Origin of the sequence: Actinomyces oricola, assembly GCF_004104015.1 — a bacterium.
GTDB lineage: Bacteria > Actinomycetota > Actinomycetes > Actinomycetales > Actinomycetaceae > Actinomyces > Actinomyces oricola.
This window is the reverse complement of sequence record NZ_RYFV01000008.1, coordinates 41,894-56,876: the sequence shown is the minus strand read 5'-3', so window position 1 is coordinate 56,876 and position 14,983 is coordinate 41,894. Positions and strand designations below refer to the sequence as shown.

General features: G+C 69.1%; 12 protein-coding genes and 1 riboswitch. Of the genes, 3 read left to right on the top strand and 9 right to left on the bottom strand.

The features are described 5' to 3' along the window. Nucleotides 1-644: 644 nt before the first annotated feature. From EUC46_RS04945 to EUC46_RS04915, 7 genes are all read right to left on the bottom strand, one after another. Nucleotides 645-2,564 carry a BglG family transcription antiterminator gene (locus EUC46_RS04945; protein ID WP_164918753.1) on the bottom strand — a complete coding sequence of 640 codons (1,920 nt, stop codon included), beginning with the start codon at nt 2,562-2,564 and terminating at the stop codon, nt 645-647. A gap of 81 nt (nt 2,565-2,645) precedes the next feature. Then, on the bottom strand, nt 2,646-3,257 hold the full coding sequence (locus tag EUC46_RS04940) for a P-loop nucleotide/nucleoside kinase family protein (RefSeq protein ID WP_164918752.1): 612 nt from the start codon (nt 3,255-3,257) through the stop codon (nt 2,646-2,648). Nucleotides 3,258-3,498: 241 nt separating this feature from the next. Beyond that, nucleotides 3,499-4,347, bottom strand: coding sequence for a class II fructose-bisphosphate aldolase (locus EUC46_RS04935; protein ID WP_128773083.1), 849 nt, complete (start codon nt 4,345-4,347; stop codon nt 3,499-3,501). Nucleotides 4,348-4,395: 48 nt separating this feature from the next. Beyond that, entirely contained in the window at nt 4,396-4,788 is a 393-nt protein-coding gene (locus tag EUC46_RS04930) for a hypothetical protein (protein WP_128773082.1), read from the bottom strand. Nucleotides 4,789-4,806: 18 nt separating this feature from the next. After that, nucleotides 4,807-6,099, bottom strand: a complete 1,293-nt coding sequence (locus tag EUC46_RS04925) for a PTS sugar transporter subunit IIC (RefSeq protein ID WP_128773081.1) — start codon at nt 6,097-6,099, stop codon at nt 4,807-4,809. Then, nucleotides 6,096-6,404, bottom strand: a complete 309-nt coding sequence (locus tag EUC46_RS04920) for a PTS sugar transporter subunit IIB (RefSeq protein WP_128773080.1) — start codon at nt 6,402-6,404, stop codon at nt 6,096-6,098. The genes EUC46_RS04925 and EUC46_RS04920 overlap by 4 nt, the downstream gene beginning before the upstream one ends. 208 nt (nt 6,405-6,612) lie before the next feature. Next, entirely contained in the window at nt 6,613-7,068 is a 456-nt protein-coding gene (locus EUC46_RS04915) for a PTS sugar transporter subunit IIA (protein WP_128773079.1), read from the bottom strand. A gap of 617 nt (nt 7,069-7,685) precedes the next feature. On the opposite strand from EUC46_RS04915, the gene EUC46_RS04910 reads away from it, so the two are divergent. Continuing rightward, nucleotides 7,686-8,966: a PfkB family carbohydrate kinase gene (locus EUC46_RS04910; RefSeq protein WP_128773078.1), complete on the top strand. Its 1,281-nt coding sequence runs from the start codon at nt 7,686-7,688 to the stop codon at nt 8,964-8,966. An 82-nt stretch (nt 8,967-9,048) separates the two neighbouring features. Here EUC46_RS04910 and EUC46_RS04905 read toward each other — a convergent pair whose 3' ends face one another. Continuing rightward, nucleotides 9,049-9,876: an alpha/beta hydrolase family protein gene (locus EUC46_RS04905; RefSeq protein WP_128773077.1), complete on the bottom strand. Its 828-nt coding sequence runs from the start codon at nt 9,874-9,876 to the stop codon at nt 9,049-9,051. A gap of 163 nt (nt 9,877-10,039) precedes the next feature. Further along, a riboswitch (SAM riboswitch) is annotated at nt 10,040-10,126 on the top strand. A gap of 5 nt (nt 10,127-10,131) precedes the next feature. On the opposite strand from EUC46_RS04905, the gene EUC46_RS04900 reads away from it, so the two are divergent. After that, the gene (locus tag EUC46_RS04900; protein WP_128773076.1) at nt 10,132-11,445 is read left to right on the top strand and encodes a methylenetetrahydrofolate reductase; all 1,314 of its coding nucleotides are present in this window, start codon (nt 10,132-10,134) and stop codon (nt 11,443-11,445) included. 125 nt (nt 11,446-11,570) lie between these two features. Beyond that, nucleotides 11,571-13,967: a 5-methyltetrahydropteroyltriglutamate--homocysteine S-methyltransferase gene (gene metE, locus EUC46_RS04895; RefSeq protein WP_128773075.1), complete on the top strand. Its 2,397-nt coding sequence runs from the start codon at nt 11,571-11,573 to the stop codon at nt 13,965-13,967. A gap of 611 nt (nt 13,968-14,578) precedes the next feature. On the opposite strand, the gene EUC46_RS04890 is transcribed toward metE, so the two are convergent. Next, the gene (locus tag EUC46_RS04890; RefSeq protein ID WP_128773074.1) at nt 14,579-14,803 is read right to left on the bottom strand and encodes a hypothetical protein; all 225 of its coding nucleotides are present in this window, start codon (nt 14,801-14,803) and stop codon (nt 14,579-14,581) included. Nucleotides 14,804-14,983: the final 180 nt, after the last annotated feature.

Genomic DNA, 14,983 nt, shown 5'->3' with positions numbered 1-14,983 from the left:
CCGCATACTAACAAGGCGTGAATGTTCCCCGGCCCCGGAGCCTCCGCCCCCTCGGCGCCGTCACCTGGGTGCTCGCCCTCGGCCCGTCCCTCCTGGTCCCGGTCCCTTGGTCCCGATCCCGGTCCCGGCCTGGCCGCCTCCGATCGAGAGGCTGCCGGGCCACATCAAGCCGTGCGGCGGCTGCGCCGATGGGCGGGTGGTCCGAAGGGTTGGCGGTGTTGCACATTCTTCTTGCCTCGGCCCGTGAGGGATCGTTGGTATTTCAACGATCCCTCGTCGCAGAAGGTTGGTTCGACAAGGATGAATGTGCAACGGCGACGCCGTTGCACATTCATCCCATTCCCGAACCCTCAAGCCCCGAGCAGATCCGCAGGATTCCGCGGCTCCCCACTCCTTGAGGGAAGAAAGAATGTGCAACCTCCAAGCCCGCACGCCCAGGGGGCCCAGGATGACGTGGCGAAGGGGATCCGTTTGGCGGCCTCCAAGCCCGCACGTCCAGGGGCCCAGGATGACGTGGCGAAGGGGATCCGTTTGGCGGCCTCCAAGCCCGCGCGCCCAGGGGCCCAGATGGTGTGCGGAGTGCCGGGGCTCGCGGCGCAACTCAAGTACAGGAGGCGATCTTCACCGCCCCTCGGCGCAGTCCTTTAGAGGATGGCGAGCATTGTTTGAATGAAGTCGTCGTATGAGGTGGCCGCCGCCAGGCGGGCGGTCTTCTCGTCGTTGACCAGAGTGCGGATGAAAGCGTCGAACACATCCCCGAAGGCGTCCCGGCTGGCCTCGGACAGACAGAGCATGGCCACCAGTCTGACCGGTGTGCCCGCCCAGTCCACCGGCTCGTGCGCCAGGCACACGGCGATCGCCGACCTGATCGCCGTCATCTCAATGGTGTGCGGGATAGCGGCGCCCGAGGGCAGTGCCGTGGTCGACAGGCGCTCGCGCTCCATGACCTGGGCCAGGAAGTCGGGCCCCACCGCCCCCTGGCCGGCCAGCGCCTCCGTCATGGTTGAGAGCACCGCCTCCCGCGAGCCCCCGCCGGGGATCCGTATGAAGAGGTGCGGGTCCATGACCGTGGTCAACCAGGCCGCCGCCTTGAAGCGCTTCTGACCGGCGGCGATTCTCTGCGCCATTGTGCCGATTCGGCCCAGGTCCTCCTGGGAGAGCAGGAGTCCGGTGCGGATGACCGGCACGTCGGGGACGTCGTGCAACGGCACCGTGGTGACAATGAGGTCGGTGTCCAGCTCGGGGGTGACTTCCTCCAGATTCGTGACCACCCGCTCCACCCGGCCGGTCCCGGCCACGGCCCGCCCCACCGCTTCACTGAAGGGCAGGTGGGTGTCGTAATAGCGGGGGACCACCACGGTGACATCCACCTGGTCGTCGTGCTCGTGCATGGATTGCAGGCGCCCACCGACGTGGAAGGCGATAAAACCGATCTCGTCTTCAGCCACCTTAATGCCCGTGCCCCGTTCAATCTGTTGGGCGATGAATACGGCGAGCTCGTGGACCAGGGGGTGGGTGTTCTTCACCGACTGGCCCGCGGGCACTTGGGCGACCTCGTGGTGCGAGGCCCGGTCGACCAGGTGGCGAATGTGGAGGGCGAGGAAGGCGGTGAACCGCTCATCGCTGAGGTCAATGAGATAGTTCTCATTGAGTTTATGCACAATGTCGGTGACGAGTTCGACGTACTGGGCGTCCAGGAAGACCTCCAGTTCAGGGCGGGCGGGGTCTTCGGGCCGGGCGGGGACCGCCTTGTCCAAGAGGAGCAGCGCCAGGTAGGCGAGCTCCTGGTCGGACAGCTCAATATGGAAGACCTCGTCGACCAGGCCCCCCAGGGCCTGCGAGATTGGCTTCAGCACGTCACGGTCCTGGGCCCCGGACAGCCAGGAAATGGCGTGGCCGGTGCGCACCCGCCCCACCATAATGGCAATGTGGGCGACCAGCTCGTCAGCAGTGCGGTCGTTGACAATAAGATCGGCGGAGGTCAGAACCGCGAGCATCCGCCGTTTGAAGTCGAGCAGGGCGGGTTCGCCGAGTTGGCGCGCCAGCTCCTCGACGTCAATGAACTGGCGGCGGCTCACCGCCGCCTCAATGAGGAGACGGCGCATGAGACGACGCTGGGCCACCTCGTCGCCTTCCAGGTGAACCCGATGCCCGGAGCGCACAATGCTCAGTCCGAACTGCGTGACCAGGACCCGGGCCCGGGTCAGGTCCGACTCGACGGTGGACTCCGAGACGTGGAAGGACTCCGCCAGGTCGAACACGTCCAGGGGGGTGCCGGTGGCTATGAGTTCACGCAGCATGTGGATGAGGCGTTCGTTCGGGCCCTCGGCCGGGTGAGGGGAGGCGTTGCGCATGACCACCGCCCTCTCCAGGGCCTCGGTGTCCAGGCGGTATCCGGCGCGCGAGGACGTCACCACGCGGCGCCCGTAGTGGCGGTTGGTGGCGGTGACGTAGTTGCGGACCGTGCGCGTGGACACGCCCAGGTGGCGCGCGATCTCGGCGGCGGGCACACGACGCTCGGGATCCTGGTCCAGGATCGGGATAATGTCGGTGAACCGTGCCATGGGGTCTTGTCGTCTCCTTTGTGACGCCCGCTGGTGGTGCCCCGGCTCCATGGGCGGGTGCGGCCGGGCCCGGGTGGTGGGTCAATCGCGCATGTGCTCATCCAGCCAGGCGAGGATCGCGGGATGGTCAACGGCGTCGAAGTCGCTCATATCTACCTCAAGCACCTCCCCTAACGCGAAAGAGCCGTAGCCGCGGGTGGTGCAACGACGGCGCAACTCCTCGCGGGTGAGCAGCCCGTCGGCCTCCTGGCGCTCGGTGAGCTGATCCCCCGGGCGGTAGCTGGTCAGGATGTGACCCAGATGACGTGAGCTGTTGAGATCTCGTAGGCGCTGGCGCTCGTAGAGGACGTCGAGGTCGGCCACGAGCCGCACAGTCAGGGGAGTGAACCCGTGCCGAGCGCACAGGGCCGCCAGGGCGGGACCCTGTTTGGAGCTGAAGGGGTAGTCCGAGAGCACCACCCGGCTGCGGCCCATGGCGGCGCCGACCTCCTGGAAGAAGACCTTCAGCGCCCGTTGGTCAATGGCGGCCTTCTCCTGCGGGCCCTGGAAGCCGACTTGGTCCCACAGGCGCTCCTTGATCTGGTCCAGGCAGACCTGCTCGCAGTTGCCGACGTGGTCGGCAATGAGCCTGCTCAAGTGGGTCTTGCCGGTGCCGGGCAGGCCGGCCACGAGGATGAGGGTAGGTGGTGCCACAGGCTGGTTCTCCTTCCGGTGGTGGCGCTCTGGGCGCCCGGACCGTGGGATCGGGCGGGTGGTGAAATGCTGACGGTGAGGGCCTGGGCCGCCCCCGCTCGCCCAGGCGGGTCGTCCGGGGACGGGCGCCCGGAGCCGGGCCTGCGCGGGCCAGGGCACCGGGCCCGGCCCGGCTGGGGGTTCGGGCCGGGGATCAGGACATCGAGTCCCGTCATGCGGCCCGAACCGCCCTCGACCGGTGTCACTGGGAGCGGTCGGCGCCCATGAAAAGACTGATCTTGTGGGCGACAATGTCGTGGACGACGTCGTTGCAGGGCACAATGTTGTTGCGCAGGGAAGAGTTGACCTTCGTGGCGGCGAATCTCTCCTGGGCGGTGCGGGTCCAGCCCACCAGCAACTCGGTGCCGACATTGAACTTCCGGATTCCGTCGGCGGTGAGTTGGGGGTAGTCGGCCTCGTCCACGCCCGTGCCCCCGTGAATGACCAGGGGAACGTCGACAGCCCGGTGGATCCGCGAGAGCAGGTCCAGGTCCAGCCGGGTCTTGGCCTTGAACTGGCCGTGGTTGGTGCCAATGCTCACCGCCAGCGCGTCGGTATCCACCTCTTGGAGGAGGCGCACGGCCTCCTCGGGCTGGGTGTACACGCCGACCTTGTTACGAATGCCCTCCTCGGTGCCGCCAATGGTGCCGATCTCGGTCTCCACCGACGCGCCGTGGTCGCGGGCGTACTCGATGACGCGGCGCGAGGTGGCCACATTCCGTGTGAAGGGCAGCTGGGAGCCATCGAACATGACCGAGGAGTACCCCGCCTCAATGGCGTCGCGAATATCGGTCAGGTTCGTGGCGTGGTCGAGGTGGAGGGCGACGTCGACGATCTCGTCGGAGGCCATGGAGCGGCACACGGCGACGAAATTCCTCATCCCCACATAGCGGGCCGTGCCCGGTGAGGTCTGGATAATGATCGGTGCCCCGAGGTCGCGGGCCGCCCGGATCATGGGTGGCACCATTTCAAGGTTGTGGGCGTTAAAGGCGCCCACCGTGTAGCCCACCCGGGTCGCCTCGGCGAGCAGTGGGGTCATGGAAACGTACATTGCGTCTGTCCTTGCTGGTGGCTGATTGGAGGTGGCGACGGCGCGGCGTCAGTAGCGTGAGCGCATGACGCGCTTGGACAGGGCCAGGAGATCGTCGAGCCGGGTGGTCCAGCGCTGGATGCCGGCGTCGTCTTGAGCCTGCGCGGCCGTCTTGAGTTTGTCGTTGTAGAGGCTGAGCAAGCCGTTGTAAGCCGGCCCGAACTGCTCACGGATACCCATGGAGGCCTCGTAGTGGGCGATTGCGGCGTCAGTGTCGCCGAGCTCGCAGCAGGTCGCCGCCAGCTCGTTGAGGAGCGCAATGCGCCGCTCCGGGTCTTGTTCCTGGTCCAGGGTCCCGGTGAGGGCCGTGGCCCTGTGCTCCAGGTCGGCGCGGCGCTCGGCGCTCAGGGGGGCGTCGTCGTCGGGCTTGGCCGGCGGTTTCCGGCGGCGGAAGAGTCCCATAACTGCCTGCCCTCCGCCTCAAACTGCCTTGAGGATCGGGCCCACGAGGTAGGCGAAGAACAGGCCCGCCGCAATGGTGTCCACATCTGTGGCCGACAGGTTGGGGAACCCCAGGTTGAGGAAGGTGGTGACCAGCAGCGCCGGCAGCAGGGTGATGAAGAGGCCGTGGACGACGCCGCCGACAATGGCACCGCGCCGACCGCCCACCGCATTGCCGAAGATGCCCGCGGTGCCGCCGGCGAAGAAGTTGGTGAGCATGCCCGGCACAATGACCGCGAAGCCGACCAGCGGCAGGGTGAACATGGCGATCACCGTGCCGATCGTCGTCGTAATGAAACCGACGATGACAGCGTTGGGGGCGTAGGGGAAGAGCACCGGGCAGTCCAGGGCCGGCTTGGAGTCGGGCACCAGTTTCATGGAGATTCCGCGGAAGGCCGGCACGATCTCACCCAGCAGGAGCCGGACACCGGCCATGAGGACGTAGACGCCGACGACGAACTGGATGGCCTGGAGGAAGGCGTACATCAGGTAGTTCATGCCCCCGGTCGTCTCCGCCACCGGGGCGGGGCCGGCGAAGGCCGCCGTAATGAGGTAGAGGGGGATCATGACCACGGCCAAGGACATGTAGGTGTCCTGAAGGAACTCCATGGCGCGGGGCAGCGCGATCTCCTCGGTGGAGGGCTGCTTGTCCACGCCGCGCTTGCGCACCAGCCAGGCCACCCCGGCCTCCACCAGGTAGCCGATGGTGCAGAAGTGACCCAGGGCGATGGCGTCGTTGCCGGTGATCTTGCGGACGATCGGCTGGGCGGCGGCGGGCATTCCCACCGCGAACAGGCCGCCGACAATGCTGGCCGCCAGCACCAGCCAGAAGCCGCGCAGTCCGGCGGTATAACCGAAGACCACTGTCATGGTGGACATCCACAGCAGGGCCTGACCGGTGAGGAAAATGTACTTCAAGGGCGTGAAGCGCGCCAGGATAATATTGACGATGAAGATGCCCAGGAAGGTCATCGCGATCTGGCCGCCGAGGGCCAGGTTATTGGTGGCGTAGCCGTTGACCGCCTCAATGCTCGGCACAATGCCGGTCATATTGAAGGCCGCCTGGAACATAGTGCCGAAGTAGGTCAGGGTGGCCACTAGAATGGCCGAGCCGGCGGACAGGACGTAGAAGCCCAGGAGGGTCTTGAAAGTCCCGATAATCGTGCCCCCGACCCCCTTCTTCTGCAAGATGAGGCCGAGCATCGCAATCAGCGCGACGACAATTCCGGCCTGAGTCAGGACGTTGCTGATAATCCAGTTCAACACGCTCATGGCCGGGCCGCCCTCTCCTGAGCCGCGGGCACGAGCTTGTCGGCGATCTCCTGCTTGTCCACAATGTTCTTGAGGAACACCAGGCTAATGGTTGGGTCGAGCTCGTACTTCTCAATGGTGGGCTTGAAGTTCTCCGCCGAGACAATAATGTCGGCGCGCAGCCCGGGAATACCCGAGATGCCGTCGTGGTGCAGGTTGGCCTGGATGCCGGCCTCCCGGAGCACGTCCTCGGCTTCCATCTGGCAGGCCAGGCTGGAGCCCAGGCCCGCTCCGCAGATGAAGTAAATGTCGGGTCGCTTTGCCATGTCGGGCACTCCTTTATTAATAACGTGGCGGATGACGGGGTTGGGAATGTGGGCCCCGGGGTCGGGTGGAGCCGGGTCGGGGCCGGCAACCGGAGCCGCCGGAGTGGGGCGGTCGCCGGGGCGGTGCAGCTGCCAGGATCCGGTTGGGGCGCCTGCCGGGGCGCGGCCGTCGGGGCCGGGCGGGCGGCCCCTGGGCCGGCCCTGCGGCTCAGCCGCTCTCGTGAAGAACCTGTTGGAACTGTCGAACACTGGACGCCTGAACCAGGCGCTCCAAGCGAGGCGCGTCCTTGGCCACGACGACGAACTGCCGGAGGGCCTGGAGGTGGGAGTCGTTGTCCACCGCCGCCAGGCAGAACACAATGGAGACCGGGTCGTTCTCCTCGTGACCGAACTCCACCGGCTCAGCCAGGGTCATGACGCTCATGGCCTCCCGGTTGACGCCGCCCTCGGGCCGGGCGTGGGCCAGCGCCATGTGGGGGGTCAGGACAATGTAAGGGCCGTACTTCTCAACGGAGCGGATCATGGAGCGCACATAGTCCGGCGTTATCGAGCCGTCGGCCACAAGCGGCTCCGCCGCGGCGGCAATAGCCTGCCGCCAGTCGCGTACTCGCCTGCGGATCATGACTCGATCGTCGGTAATGAGGTTGGTCAGCGCACTGTCCATGGTCCTGTCCCGTCATTGCGGCGCGGTCCCCTCCGAAGCCGGTCGGCCACCGCCCTGGACGGGTGGCCGACCGGCGAGAGGGCTTACCGGACTGGCTGGGTGGATCAGTCCAACTCGAGTCCGGCGGGCCTCTCCGTGTGGCTTCCTTGCCGGCGGCCGGGAATCTCCCTGCCGCATATCGAGTATGTGGGCGATGTCTCACTTCGGGCCAACACGGTTCCTTCCGCGAGGCGCGGCAATGGAGGAAGACATTGTCGGCGCTATTGCGGCGTGGCGGGCGGCACGTCGGGGCACCATGAGGCGGAGCCGGCCACGACTCCCCGGGCCCCTGGGCCGGCGGCCGGAGTGAGGTCCTCAATGGCCTGGACTGGCCCGGAATGGCCCGGAATGGCCTGGACCGGCCCGGGATTGATCCGGGGCGACCGCGCAGCGCCCCGGATACCCCCGGGCACTGAGGCGCTTTGGGGCATACTGAATCGCTCTGGGGCGCGGGGCTCGGGCGGCTTGGTTCTCCCGCCCCGGGGATGGGGTTGTAACCGGGTGCCCGGGATGGGGTCGTACCGGGCCGGGCGCCCGCGCGAGCAAGTGCGAGCAAGGAAGCAAGGAGGAGAGCGCCCATGGGCAACGCGCAGTCAAGGAGTGGTGAGCCGGTGGGCTTGTTCTGCGGGCTGGCTGTTCTCGACGTCGTCCAGCTGGTGGACGAACCGCCCGGGCCCGACGAGAAGACCACGGCCCTGGACCAGGTGGTGGCCGCGGGCGGGCCCGCCACGAACGCCGCCGTCACCTTCGCCGCTCTGGGGGGCCGGGCCCTGCTGGCCGCCCCGGTGGGGAAGGGGCCACTGGCCGCCCTGGTGCGGGCCGATCTGGCCGCACAGGGCGTGGAACTCATTGACTGCACCGCCTCGGCGTCGGGGAGTCGGCCCGCCGCCTCCCCGACCCGCCCCCGCGATCGGAGGCCGGTCGGCGGCTCGGGCCGGGCCGGCGGCGTCGGCGGCGGCTCCGCCCCGGCCGCGGGTGGCGCTCCGGGCGCCCTATCGGTCTCCTCCTGCATTGTCTCCGCCGGCACCGGTCAACGCTCGGTGGTGTCCACCAATGCCCGTCTGCCGGTGGACCCGGCCCCGCTGGTTGGTTTCGGACGGGCGGTTGCCGCCGGTCGGGCGCCGGCCCCCGACGTCGTCCTGGTGGACGGCCACAATCCGGCCCTGGCCCGCGTTGCCCTCAATATGGCTGAGGCCACCGGGGCCAGGCGGGTCATGGATGCGGGCTCCTGGAAGGACGATGCCGCCGATCTCCTGGGGCGCTGCGACGTCGTGGCCGCCTCGGCCCGCTTCCGCCCGCCCGGCGCCGCGGACCGTCCTGACGAGGTCGCCGCCTGGCTCCTGGGCCGTGGCGTGCCCGCCGTGGTGATAACCCGTGGACAGCAGGGCGCCCTGTGGTGGCGGGCCGGGGCCACTGGAAGCGCAGGGCCCGCCGACAATGCAGGAGATGGAGCGCCCACTGGTTCGACAGGGTCGACTGGAGCGCCCGTGGCTCACGGCTCGGTGGAGGCCCCCGCAGTCGCCGTCGTCGACACCCTGGGAGCCGGGGACGCCTTCCACGGCGCCCTCGCCTACGTCCTCGCCACTGGGGCGGGCGGGCCGGCAGGGGGCGAAGCGGGGGAGCCCTGCTCTTATGAGCCCGGCCCCGGTGCGAGAACCGCAGTTGAGAATGGTGAGCACGTTGAGGACGTTGAGAGCAGGGCGCGGAGCGGCCCGAAGACAGTGGCGTTGGGGATGGCGTTGGGGGCGGGGGCGCTGGAGGCGGCGGTGCGTCGCGCCTGCCGGATCGCCGCAGTCTCCACGACCACCCTGGGCACCCGAGCATGGCTCGACCACGTGAGAACGACGACGTCCGCCTGAGAAACGACGTCCGCCTGAGAACCAGCCGGCCCGGTGCGGTGAGGCGATGACGCACCGCACCGGCGATGCACCGATTGCCCGATCAACTCAGGAAGCGCCTCATCCAGGCGATGGAGTGCTCCGCGATCTCATCGAGGGCCTCCGCCCCCCGGTCCCCGTGCACCTCCACCAGTTGAGACCCCTCGGGTAGGAACTTGAAGCCGTAGGAGGCCGTCTGGACAGTGTCGGGGAACTCGTTGGTCAGCGCCCCGTTGAGCATGAGGACCGGCCAGGGGAGGTCGGCCATGGTCTTCTCCGGGGTCTGCAAGGAGACATCGGCGAGGGTCTCCTTGCTCAGCACGTCCCACTTGCGCCGATTCGGATTGTCGTCCATTAAGCGGGTCAGGCCGTGGCGGTCGAGCTCATCGAGCTGTTCGGGGGAGAAAACCTCCTCCCACAAGATGGACTGGGGGCCGACGACGGCACCGACCACCACCGCGGTGCGCACGGTATCGGGGCGTGCCAGCAGCGCTGCAGTCGCCCCGAAGCCGTTGGCGTGAATGCCCTGGCGGGTGAACCCGTGCCTGGCGAGCCAGCCGGAGACGGCTTGAAGGTCCTCGACCTCCCCGGCCAGGGTGATGACGTCGTCGTCGGACTCGCCCAGGCCGGAGAAGTCAAAACTGAATGTGGCCAGGCCCGCCTCCTGATAGCGGGTGGCCAGGGCGTCCAAGCGGCCCTCCAGCCCGTGGCGGTCGGTGAGGAAGTCGTGGGCCAAGATGACCATGCCCTCAAGTCGGGCGGGGGCGCGGTCGGGGTTGTGGTCGAGGGCGGTTTCAAGGGATTGCAGGTCAAGTGGGTCGGCGTCCGCGGGTAGCATCAGGGTGCCTGCCAGGGTGACGCCGCGGGCAGTGTCGATGCGGACATCTGTCATGGAGGTAACCTAAGGCAGGCGTCGTCGCGGGTCACGGGCCGCTTTGGGCAGCGCACTCGATTGCGCTGCCAGCGTGATCGAGGCAAAAGTTAACCGTGTAGTCGGTTTCTTGGTCTGTGGATGCATGGTCGTCGGCCGCACTGGCCCGGGATACGGTGAGTCCAGTCCATCCAGAGCGGCTGAGAGACCTGGCTCCGCGACGCCGCAGCAACCCCGAACCGGTGGGTGCTTCCGCCAGGACCGATGGAGTGCTCTATGAACGCCACCGCTAGCCCTGAGACTCACAGGCCGAGCCTGTCGCTTGAGCTCTTTCCGCCCCGCCCCGGCCCCTCCTCCTCCCAAACCTGGGGGGCGCTCAACCGTCTGCTGGGCCTGTGCCCCGACTTCGTCTCCGTCACCTACCGGCCCTCCTTCGTCACCTCCAGCGCGGTCACCTCCGGCGCGCCGTCCGCCGCGGTTCCGACACCGGCATCCACCGCGAGCCCAGCAGCGGCGCCGGCGGAGGGCTCGGCCGGCGCCGCCGACCCAGGCCCCGCCCCGGCCTCCAGCACGGTTCCCGCCCCGGCCTCCAGCACAGGCTCCGCCCCGGCCTCCGACGGGGCCGCCACAGTTCCCGCCCCGGCCTCCGACGGGGCCGCCGCGCAGGTCCCCGAGCAGTCCGCCAAGCCGGCCGGCCGCCGCGTGCGGGTCACCACCGAGCGCGACCCCGCCGTGCGCAACCCGGCCGAGGACGTCATCGCCCGCGTCTTGGCCGGCTCCCAGGTGCCGCTCATGGCGCACCTGACCTGCATCGGCTACCGCAAGCGCGACGTGGTGGAGATCGTTGGCCGCTTCCTGCGCATGGGGGTGCGCCGTTTCCTCGCCCTGCGCGGGGACCCGCCCCGCGGGGTCGCCCCCGAGGAGGTCGGCGGCGAACTGCGGCGCGCCGAGGACCTTGTGCGCGTCATTCGCGAGGTCGAGGCCGAGTTCTTCGACGACGGTGAGCGCCACCTCCAGATCGCGGTGGCCGCCTACCCCGCCGCCATTGACCACGGCCTGGGCGTGGAGATTCTGGCCGCCAAGCAGGCTGCGGGCGCTGACCTGGCCATTACCCAGGTCTTCTACGACGCCGAGGACTACCTGGCCCTCACCCGCGCCTGCCTGTATTCCGGAGTCAGCCTGCCGATCCTGCCCGGCATCATCCCCCTGACCGACCTGCGCCGCCTGACCCGCTTGGAGCCCCTGACCGGGGTCCGTGTCCCCGAGCGTCTTCACGACGCCCTGCGCGACCACGGCCGCGGCGGGGCCATGGGCACCTTCACCCGCGGCATTGACGCCACCTTGCGCCTGGCCACCGAGGTCCTTGACGGCGGCGCCCCCGGACTGCACCTCTACACCTTCAACCGCACCCGGCCCGCCCTCGACGTCGTCTCCCAGCTGCGCTTGGGTGGAATCCTCGCCGGCCAGTCCCCGGACCTGGCGGTCCAGCAGGAGGTGCGCCAGGCCTTCCTCAACGCCATCCCCGGCGGGGGCCGGCGAATGCACGAGGCGGTTGCCGTGCCGAGCCGCACCGCAACCGCCGCCCACTAGGCGCGACCGCAGGCCCTGGCCGGGCTCCGGTTGGACCCCGGCCGGGCACCGGCCGCGCGGCGCCCAGCGCCCGCCGGCTCGCCCTGAACGACGCACTCCACAACAAGAAACGAGTCCTAACCACCATGAGTGTCCCGACCACCGCCCTGCCCGCCGCCACCATTCTCGGCTACCCCCGCATTGGCCCCAACCGCGAGCTCAAGCGCGCCGTGGAGGCATTCTGGGCCGGCCGGATTGACGAGTCCCAGCTGCGGGAGCGCGCCGCCGCCGTGCGCACCGAGGCCCGCCGCCATCTGCGGGACCTGGGACTGGCCGGCGCCAGCGCCGTGCCCGCCGACTTCACCTACTACGACCAGGTCCTCCAGGTCACCAGTGCGCTGGGCGCTGTCCCTGAGCGCTTCACCCACCTGCGCGGTGCCGTCCAGGGGACCGGTGAGTCCTTCCCGGGCCTGGACCTGCCCGGCTACTTCACCGCCGCCCGCGGCGAGGGGGAGCGTGCCGCCCTGGAGATGACCAAGTGGCTGGACTCCAACTACCACTACCTGGTGCCCGAGCTCGACGAGACCACTCCTTTGGACTACGTTCCCGGGTTCGGCGCCGTGGACCCCACCGACGGCCCTGTCGCCCAGGTCCTTGAGGCCCTGGGCGCCGGCGAGGAGGCGCCGCGCCCCGTCGTCGTCGGCCCGGTCACCTACCTGCTGCTGGCCAAGGCCTCTGACGCCGCCGCCGAGGGCTTCCACCCCCTTGACCGCCTGGGTGACCTGCTCAACGCCTACGGCCACCTCCTGGCCGACCTGTGGGCCGCCGGGGCCCAGTGGGTTCAGCTCGACGAGCCCGCCCTGGTCTCCGACTCCTGGGATGCGCCGCGCGAGAGAGTTCTTCAGGCGGTGGGCGAGGCCTACACCTGGCTGTCGGCCATCGCCGAGCGCCCCCAGATCCTGGTGGCCGGCTCTTACGGCGCCCTGGGCGATGCCCTGCCCGCCCTGGCCTCCACCGGCGTGGAGGGCGTGGCCCTGGACCTGGTGGCCGGCGCCATCCCGCCGGCGGAGGACCTGGCCGGCCTGGCCGGCAAGACCGTGGTGGCCGGCATTGTCTCGGGCCGCAATATTTGGCGCAACGACCTCTCTGTGTCCTTGACCGCCCTGGAGGCGCTGGCCGATCGCCTGCCCGCCGGCACCCCCATAACCGTGGGCACGTCCACCTCTCTACAGCACGTCCCCCACGACGCCGAGCGGGAGACCGCCATTGACGCGGACATTCGCTCCTGGCTGGCCTTCGCCGACCAGAAGGTCACCGAAGTCCAGATCCTGGCCAGGGGCCTGGCCCAGGGGCGGGAGGCCATTGCCTCTGAGCTGGCCATTGACTCGGCGGTACGTGCCAAGCACGCCACCCACCCGGGGGTGAAGCGCGCCGAGGTGCGCGCCGCCGTTGCCGCGGTCACCGACGCCGCCCGTACCCGCGCCCCCTACGCCGAGCGCCGGGCCGCTCAGGCCCAGCGCCTGGGCCTGCCATTGCTGCCGACGACGACGATCGGCTCCTTCCCCCAGACCGGTCAGATTCGGGCCGCGCGCGCCGCCCATCGCCGGGGCGAGCTTTCCGAGGCCGGCTACGAGCAGGCCATGCGCGAGGAGATTGGGCGGGTGGTGGCCCTCCAGGAGGAGATCGGCCTCGATGTCCTGGTCCACGGGGAGGCCGAGCGCAATGACATGGTCCAGTACTTCGCCGAGCTGCTCGACGGCTTCGTGACCACCCAGCACGGCTGGGTCCAGTCCTACGGCTCGCGCTGCACCCGTCCTTCTATTCTGTGGGGCGATGTTGAGCGCCCCGCGCCCATGACCGTGGCCTGGTCCGCCTACGCCCAGTCACTGACCGACAAGCCCCTCAAGGGCATGCTCACCGGGCCGGTGACCATTATGGCCTGGTCCTTCGTGCGCGAGGACATCCCCCGCGCCCAGGTCGCCGATCAGTTGGGCCTGGCGCTGCGCGCCGAGGTCGCTGACCTGGAGGCGGCCGGAATCGGTGTCATTCAGGTCGATGAGCCCGCCATCCGCGAGACTTTGCCGCTGAGGCGGGCCGACCGCCCCGACTACCTGGACTGGTCGGTGGGCTCCTTCCGCCTGGCCACTGGCGGGGCGGCACCGGCCACGCAGGTTCACACCCACCTGTGCTACTCGGAGTTCGACGTTGTCATTGACGCCGTCGACCATTTGGACGCCGACGTGACCTCCATTGAGGCCTCCCGCTCCCGCATGGACATCCTGCCGGCCGTCGCCGAGCACGGTTTTGAGCGCCAGCTGGGCCCGGGCGTGTGGGACATCCACTCCCCGCGCGTGCCCAGCGTCGAGGAGTGCACCGAACTGGTGGAGCGGGCGGTGGCCGCGCTGGGCGTGGAGAAGGTGTGGGTCAACCCCGACTGCGGGCTCAAGACCCGCGGCTACGCCGAAACCGACGCGAGCCTGCGCAACCTCGTAGCCGCCGCCCGGGCCGGGCGGGCCCGGGCCACTGGCGCGCGGCGGGCCTGAACCGTCTCCCGACATCGCTCTCCCGCCCGGGCCGGGCTCCTGCCCGCCCGGGCCGGGGCGCGCATTCCGCGGCCCGATCCGGGTGCACATTCCGCGGCCCGGCCAGTTCCCGCACAGCTCGGCGCGGTCGGCCCCGGTGTGCGCCGCGGCGCGCACGGATTACCTCCTCCACGCCGATCTCGACGGGAGGGTGGGGTTCTGGTTGTGGAGCATGATCCCGGTCAGGCGAAGGCGCGGTGTTGAACGGCGTTCAGGGCCGGGTTTGCGAGGGTATGCACCGGGGTGGGCCTCACTGGTCGGGGCCGCTACCCGCTCGCCGTGCGTTGATGCTGCGACTTGCACATTCTTTCCGCGATCTTGAATCTATGAACCGCGGAATCATGCGGTTCTGGCGGGTTGTGTCAGAGGTCTGGGAGGGGATGAATGTGCAACGGAGCGCTCCGATGCACATTCTTTCCTTGTCTGGGCGCTCTTGCCTCGGTGAATCGTTGGAATGGCGCCGGCCTCTCGGCTGCGGTGAGGGAAAGAATGTGCAATCAGGTTCCGGGGGTGCGCCATTGCATTCGCGGCCAGCAGTCTCCCATGGCGCCCCGACCCGCTCCTCGCCCCGCTCAGAGGTTCCGGCTTCGATTGGAGGGCTCGCGCTGCTCGGCCAGGGGCGCCGACACCGTGTTGGCCGGGACGGTGACCAGGTTCGTGGAGTCAACGCCGGTAATGAAGGCGCGCCCGCCCAGCATGACACCGAGCAGGAGCAGGATCGCTGTGCCCACCATGGTGAGTACCTGCAGGAGTGACAGGCCCGCCAGGGAGTTGGTGCGGATGGTGCCAGTGGTCATGGTTGCCTCCGTGTGCTCGTGTGGTGCCGGTGGTCTCTTCCGGCCTTGCCCTATCAGCTAAGCGGCCCGAGCTGTTCATCGCGCCCAGCCGCGCTGTGTCCGGCCTGTGAGTGCGGGGCCGGCGGGCATGGGAGCGCTCCGATGCGCATGCCGGTGCCGACGCGCGCCTCGGGCGGGGCC

Bases quoted from the DNA above. Each gene is read 5' to 3' on its own strand.
- EUC46_RS04945 (WP_164918753.1), bottom strand. From the start codon at position 2,564: ATGGCACGGTTCACCGACATTATCCCGATCCTGGACCAGGATCCCGAG.
- EUC46_RS04935 (WP_128773083.1), bottom strand. From the start codon at position 4,347: ATGTACGTTTCCATGACCCCACTGCTCGCCGAGGCGACCCGGGTGGGC.
- EUC46_RS04930 (WP_128773082.1), bottom strand. From the start codon at position 4,788: ATGGGACTCTTCCGCCGCCGGAAACCGCCGGCCAAGCCCGACGACGAC.
- EUC46_RS04925 (WP_128773081.1), bottom strand. From the start codon at position 6,099: ATGAGCGTGTTGAACTGGATTATCAGCAACGTCCTGACTCAGGCCGGA.
- EUC46_RS04920 (WP_128773080.1), bottom strand. From the start codon at position 6,404: ATGGCAAAGCGACCCGACATTTACTTCATCTGCGGAGCGGGCCTGGGC.
- EUC46_RS04915 (WP_128773079.1), bottom strand. From the start codon at position 7,068: ATGGACAGTGCGCTGACCAACCTCATTACCGACGATCGAGTCATGATC.
- EUC46_RS04910 (WP_128773078.1), top strand. From the start codon at position 7,686: ATGGGCAACGCGCAGTCAAGGAGTGGTGAGCCGGTGGGCTTGTTCTGC.
- EUC46_RS04905 (WP_128773077.1), bottom strand. From the start codon at position 9,876: ATGACAGATGTCCGCATCGACACTGCCCGCGGCGTCACCCTGGCAGGC.
- EUC46_RS04900 (WP_128773076.1), top strand. From the start codon at position 10,132: ATGAACGCCACCGCTAGCCCTGAGACTCACAGGCCGAGCCTGTCGCTT.
- metE (WP_128773075.1), top strand. From the start codon at position 11,571: ATGAGTGTCCCGACCACCGCCCTGCCCGCCGCCACCATTCTCGGCTAC.
- EUC46_RS04890 (WP_128773074.1), bottom strand. From the start codon at position 14,803: ATGACCACTGGCACCATCCGCACCAACTCCCTGGCGGGCCTGTCACTC.